Source organism: Flavobacterium sp. (assembly GCF_044371705.1).
Classification (GTDB): domain Bacteria; phylum Bacteroidota; class Bacteroidia; order Flavobacteriales; family Flavobacteriaceae; genus Flavobacterium.
Map to the genome: position 1 here is coordinate 1 of NZ_JBILTE010000153.1, position 6,079 is coordinate 6,079.

Annotated in this window: 5 protein-coding genes; all 5 read right to left on the reverse strand. The window is 34.5% G+C overall.

Features of this window, described 5'->3' with window-relative positions; translation table 11 throughout:
• Positions 1–25: 25 nt before the first annotated feature.
• From ACIQ2S_RS10225 to ACIQ2S_RS10245, 5 genes are read right to left on the reverse strand one after another with little or no spacing between them, the layout of a single operon-like run.
• Positions 26–1,420 carry an exopolysaccharide biosynthesis polyprenyl glycosylphosphotransferase gene (locus tag ACIQ2S_RS10225; RefSeq protein WP_396175625.1) on the reverse strand — a complete coding sequence of 465 codons (1,395 nt, stop codon included), beginning with the start codon at positions 1,418–1,420 and terminating at the stop codon, positions 26–28.
• Positions 1,421–1,463: 43 nt separating this feature from the next.
• Positions 1,464–2,480, reverse strand: coding sequence for a glycosyltransferase family 4 protein (locus tag ACIQ2S_RS10230; RefSeq protein ID WP_396175627.1), 1,017 nt, complete (start codon positions 2,478–2,480; stop codon positions 1,464–1,466).
• A complete protein-coding gene (locus ACIQ2S_RS10235) occupies positions 2,452–3,795 on the reverse strand; it encodes an O-antigen ligase family protein (RefSeq protein WP_396175629.1) in 1,344 nt (447 codons plus the stop codon). The genes ACIQ2S_RS10230 and ACIQ2S_RS10235 overlap by 29 nt, the downstream gene beginning before the upstream one ends.
• Positions 3,782–4,888, reverse strand: a complete 1,107-nt coding sequence (locus ACIQ2S_RS10240; RefSeq protein WP_396175631.1) for a glycosyltransferase — start codon at positions 4,886–4,888, stop codon at positions 3,782–3,784. Before ACIQ2S_RS10240 ends, ACIQ2S_RS10235 begins: the two co-directional genes overlap by 14 nt.
• 59 nt (positions 4,889–4,947) lie before the next feature.
• Positions 4,948–6,063, reverse strand: coding sequence for a glycosyltransferase family 4 protein (locus tag ACIQ2S_RS10245; RefSeq protein WP_396175633.1), 1,116 nt, complete (start codon positions 6,061–6,063; stop codon positions 4,948–4,950).
• Positions 6,064–6,079 lie beyond the last annotated feature (16 nt).

Sequence of the window (6,079 nt, forward strand, 5' to 3'; positions counted from 1 at the left end):
ATTAAATAAAACCGTCTATTTAAAACTATTGACCTCTGTAGAATATAACTGTACTGATTGTTTTGATGACTATATTAATATCAAGAAAAATACTTCGATGCTTGATGTAATACAAATCATATTGTAGTTTAATCAAACTATCTTGGATTGAATCTCCGTAGGCGTATTTTACTTGTGCCCAACCGGTTAGTCCTGGTTTAATCACATGTCGGGTTTGATAAAAAGGCATGACTGCAGCTATCTCTTCCACAAAAATAGGCCGTTCAGGTCGTGGACCAATAACTGCCATATCTCCTAAAAAGATATTTATAAATTGTGGAATTTCATCAATTCTTGATTTGCGTAAAAATTTCCCAAAAGGAGTAATTCGAACATCGTTGGTTGTGGCAAAAACGGCTCCATTTTGCTCGGCGTTCTTTACCATGGTACGAAACTTAAGTATTCGAAAAACTTTACCATTACGTCCTACTCTATTTTGAAAATACAACAGTGATCCTTTGTTTCCAAAGGCATTTCCAACAAGGATAAAGGGCAAAAGCAAAACACCTATAAAAATCCCAATAACAGAGAAAATAAGTTCCAACAGTCGCACTACAAATAGGTACAGACGATTTTGGTTACTTCTGCTAAAAGGGAAATATCGATAAAAATCTTTGGCAACATACTGCACAGGTATTCGCTGTGTCAAACTTTCATACACTTGTGTATACTCACGAATCATGAACCCACTTTCAAGCAAATTCAAAAGCTTATTATATAAATCTACTGTAATAGCATCTGTTTTTTCTGTTGCAATTACAATTTCAGAAATGCCTTTTTCTTTCACAAAAACTTCCAATTCGTCAACAGAAATATTTTTGATATTTGTTTCAACTTCCAACACTTCTCTGGACTCATCAGTTTTTAAAAAACCTAAAATCTTGTAATGCGGATCAATATTTTGCAAACCTTTGATGAGTTCTTCTACCTGATTTATTTCACAGACCAAAAGTGCCTTTTTCTCAAAGCGATTAGATGCTAAAAAGCTTTGATAAAACATTCTCCACAGAAATAAAGAGAATACAACGGCAACATAAAAATAAACAATTTGAATACGATTATTTGGCAACACCGGCGTTAGTATAGGTGTTAGCAGGTATAAAAGAACTGTTGTAGAACCGGTAAGAATAATACTTTTAATAACCAAAAACTGATTACTCGCGACTTGAAGATTGTACATTTCAAAAACAGTTCCTAAAAAAAGTAGATAGGTTCCTAAAACAATGGTCCAATAGTAATTAGATGAATTAATTTGAAAATAATCAAAATCAAAAATAACACCAACAACGTAAAGGGAAGCCAAAACAAAAAGCACATCAAAAATCCGCAACAATATTTTACGTTCTGAAATTTCGAAATGTATTTTCTTTTTATTCTTCACAGCGAAACCTACTTAAATAAGTGCCTTCAAAAATAGTTATAAATTAATTGCTTTCAAACAACTGAATCCATTGATGTTTAACAACTCGCCAATCAAAATTTTGAACCTGCTTATTTGCATTCACTGAAATATGATTTGCAAAATTAAAATCATTTAAATACATCTTGATCGCCGCTACCATTGCCTGAGGATTATTTGATTCAACCAATTGTCCTGTTTTTCCATGCTCAATTAAAAATGGAATTCCCCCAACATTCGTGGAAACAACCGGCAGACCCAATGCCATCGCTTCAATAACACTCACAGGCATATTGTCGATGGTAGTTGTATTAATAAAAATATCGTAGTCTTTTGCACGAGCAATCCATTCTTCCTTTGAAAGTTTGCCCGGCAATTGCACTTCTAAACCATAGGAATCGATTATTGTTTGCATTTCTAACTTTGAAATGTCCTTAAAAGGACCAATCATAGTTAATTGTGCTTCAGGGTACTCTTTTTTCAAAATTGCAACTACTTGAACAGCCATTTCGGGATTATATATTTTGGCAAGTGCACGAACCCACAGCAATTTTGGGCGAAATGAATCCCGCATTTTGAACGTATAATTCTCTAATTCAACAGCATTGGGAATAATTTGTACTCTTGGTATATCAAATTCCTTTAGATGTGAATGCAAATATTCAGATGGAATTACAGTTTTAAAAGCATAATTCACAAGGAAACTGGTTGCCTTTCTACTTGTACTGAAACGATAAGGTAGATTTCCTCCATGTAAAATTGGGATGTAGGGTAAGCGGAGATATTTGCAAAGTTTACTCACATAAAAGGCGTACCAAAAACTAAGAGTGCTATACGTGTCAATTAAAACGAAATCAGTTTGCTTGCGATGTACAAAGACGACCCATAACATATGTAAAAATCGCAGCAAAATATTTTTCTTAGATGAGGCCACAACTACTTTATAACCTTCACCTTGCAATAAAGCTCCTAAGGTATCGATGGTTGAAACATTAAGTCCGTGACTTGAAACTTTATTCCCTACGTATATCAGTGTTTTCATAAAGTACAACTTTTAGTAAGGATAAGGCGTAAATAAAAGCAGGAGCTGCAGTTCGCATAGCGGCATGATTTAAGGTTAAAAACCAAAAAAGCAGAAATGGGATTATGTAAATATTTCCTTTATTTCCTAATAACGCAATCAAGGGAACCGTAAATAAAAGTAAAAGAGCCAGAATTCCAAAAAACCCGTGTTCTCCAATTAAACGGGTGATTTCATTATGAGAGGCAATGACCATTCCGGTTTGCTGTTTGCGAATTTCGGTACCTTTGGCAACACCCATTCCCAAGAATGGATTTTCTAAAAAACCTTCAATTTCAGTCAATGATATTGCTTCACGTCCGGAAAATTTAGTTTCTTTTTCTCTTCCCATAGCATCTTTGTTTTGATAACGCTTATCAATCAACCCTCCTGTGTTTATTGAAGTATAGGTCCAAGAAAGTACAAAAATCAAAAGAAAGAATGAAATTAAAACCACTACTTTCCTTTTTCCCTTGCTATTAACTTTAAAAAAAGTTATTAAAATCAATGCCAAAATCATTAATAATCCTGCGATCATTCCTCCTCTGGAAAAGGTTAATAATCCGCGATAAGTGAATAGCGTAGTTATTAAAAAATTTACAAGAACCAATCGGAATGAAGGAGAATCAAAAATCATTCTACCGGCAAAAATAAAAATCCCTAAGCCCAAAGCTGTAGCTACTTGATTGGGTCCAAATCCGCCCGAAGTGGCAAAATTCGAACCGGTTGAGGTAATAACTTCTCTTAAATCAGGCGTATAAAGCGTTAAATAAATTGCACAAGAGATAATTGGCAAACCGGCTGCTAAAAGAACTCTTTTTAATTCAGTTAAACTAATTGGACGTAAATAGCAGTAAATGGCGGAAATTGCCAAACAAATTTCACCCGAGATATTAAAAATGATGGTTTTACGCATTTCAACGCCACTTCCTAAAACCTGTGTTCCCAACAATATTCCGGGAACTAGCAAAAGAATAAAGAACCAATAAGGAATGGAGTTTTTTGACAATCCGCTGTAATACATCCCTACAATCATAAAAAAAATAACGCCATATTTTGAGAATTCATGATTGGGATTTCCTCCGGTCATCCGCAAAAAAACTTCGCTTCCAACAATGTAAGCAGCTACATATAAAACTTCGTTGTTTCTGTTTTGATTTTTTATCACTAAAATCAGACCCAAACCAATCATTAAAAAAGCGTAAACTTTTGCTAAGGGTAGAAACGCAAAAACCAATGCTCCTAGCAGTGCATGAAAAAGTATGAGCGAAATATAAGTTTTATCAGCTATTTTCATGGGAATTTAAAATCCAGTTTAAGTAGTTTGAAAGCACTTGATCTTCTGTGTAATTTTCAATCACTTGTTGATGAAAAATAGCACTCCACTTTTCTCTGACTTCTATGTTTTCAATGGCAAACGAAAGTAATTCACAAAATTCTTCACTGGCATTTGAAGACACTATTCCACCATTTACTTTATTGATTATCAATTCAGGTAATTCTCCAACTGCAGTTACAATTACTGGTTTGCTATACAATCCATATTCTAAAACCACCACCGGTAAACCTTCAGAAACAGAAGTCAATACACAAATAGCCGCTTGATTAATGACCGTCGCATTATCTGCAATGCCGTCATAAAAAAAAACACTATTCTCTAATCCTTTTTCCTTGCAAAGGTTTTGTACTTGTTGACCATAGTCTGTTTCTAAACCATTTCCAACACAGTGAAAAGTCCAATCAGGATACTTGTTTTTAATGCAATCGGCTACCTCAACTAACATTGTCTGATTCTTCTGCCAGCGAATATTTGCCAAACAAAGTATTCTTTTATTTGCAACACCTTTTAAAATGGCTCCCTCAGAAACAGTTTCCTTTACAACAAAATTAGATAAAAAAAGTACCTTGGGACAAGCTAATTTTTGTTTTGCCCAAACTTCTAAATCTTTATTTACCACGATTATTCCACTAAAAAAATTTGAAAAAATCCGCAAGGTATTATTCTGAAATCCCGAGGAAAACGCTCTATTACCATTGTGATCATGCCAAATGATTTTAATGGAAGGATGCAAAATTTTAGTCAATACCGCCGTAAAAAAGGAAGTCCCATGCGCATGTATGTGTGAAATCCGGTTGGTTTTACAATACTTGACAAACAATAAAAGAGATGTAAAATCAATTTTTCTTGTTCTATTTAAGAAAAGGTAGCTTACATCTCTATTCAATTTATCTTTTAACAAACCTTCATTTCTTGTAGTAACTAATCCTGAAAATCCAACTCTTGACAACAAGGCATTTGCATAATTTACAGCCATCCGTTCCGCTCCACCAATTTCGAGTGAATCAATAAGTTGTACAATACGCAAGTCGTTTTTTGAACTTCTTTTCATGAATGAAAGAATGTATTTATCAGGTAATAAACACAAAAATAAGACAACCAATAGTTTTATTACGATAACAATTGCTTTATTTCACTTTGCATGCGTTCGATTGTAAACTTTCGCGACCATTCCATCGCTGATGTAGCCATCTCAAAGTACTTCTTTTGATCGGATGCTAAATCAAAAATTATTTTAGTGTCATTTTGAATAATTCCGTTTAGTAAGACGCCTCTCTTACCAAAATCAACCATTTGTGGCACGCAAGACACTTTTGTGGCAAGTGGCACACAGCCCCAAAACATTGCTTCAGCTACTGCTTTTGGCCAACCTTCACTCAATGATGGTAAAAACAGAAAATGACTGTTTTGATACGCATCAATTAAATCGTTGCGGGATTGATTCCCCCTTAAGTGGACAAAATCATGTAAATTATTAGCAGAAATATATTGTTCTAATTTATTTCGTTCGGCACCTTCTCCATACATATCCAATTGAATCTGGCAGCCCATTGCTTGTAATTGTTCTACACATTGAATAGCATACAAGGGTTGTTTGCCGGAAGAAAGTGTGCCTACAAAAAGTGCATGAATCAATTGATTAGTATTTCTGGGAGGTGTTTCTTTTATTTCATTTTCACTATAAGTTGCCGTAAAAAATGATTTGCAATTCTTAGAGTTTCCTTCCCAATCACCGTAGACTAAAACTGTCATGTTTCGGGTTAAAAAAGTGTTGTTCAGTAGTTTTTTCTGCAAGCGGTAGGTCCAAGGTTGTTTTGCATTTGGATCCCAGTTACCGGCATACTTAGCCGTTTTTCTTTTATTTGGAAATAAAATCTGCACCAAACAGGCAAGCAAACCAATATTTCCCGGACAACGAAGGTGAATGTGATCGGCCTTTTTCATCGCCCAAAAAATAACCCAACAATTGAATGGAATGGCAAAGATTGTCCCAAATATTCCCGCAAGGGAGATTAAATTAAACGCTTGAATAGACTTAAATGACAGATTTGGATTTACATACGATGCATGAATAGGTGAAATTGAAAAATCGTTTTTTGGAGCAACCACAATCATTTTATCTACATGTTCTCCCCACAAATTCATTTCATTGACATAGGGAGCATAAGCAAAGTATTTTCCGTTTTGCTCTGTATGTTCAACATGTGTTAGAATGCAAAAAATCATTAATTGATTATTTTAG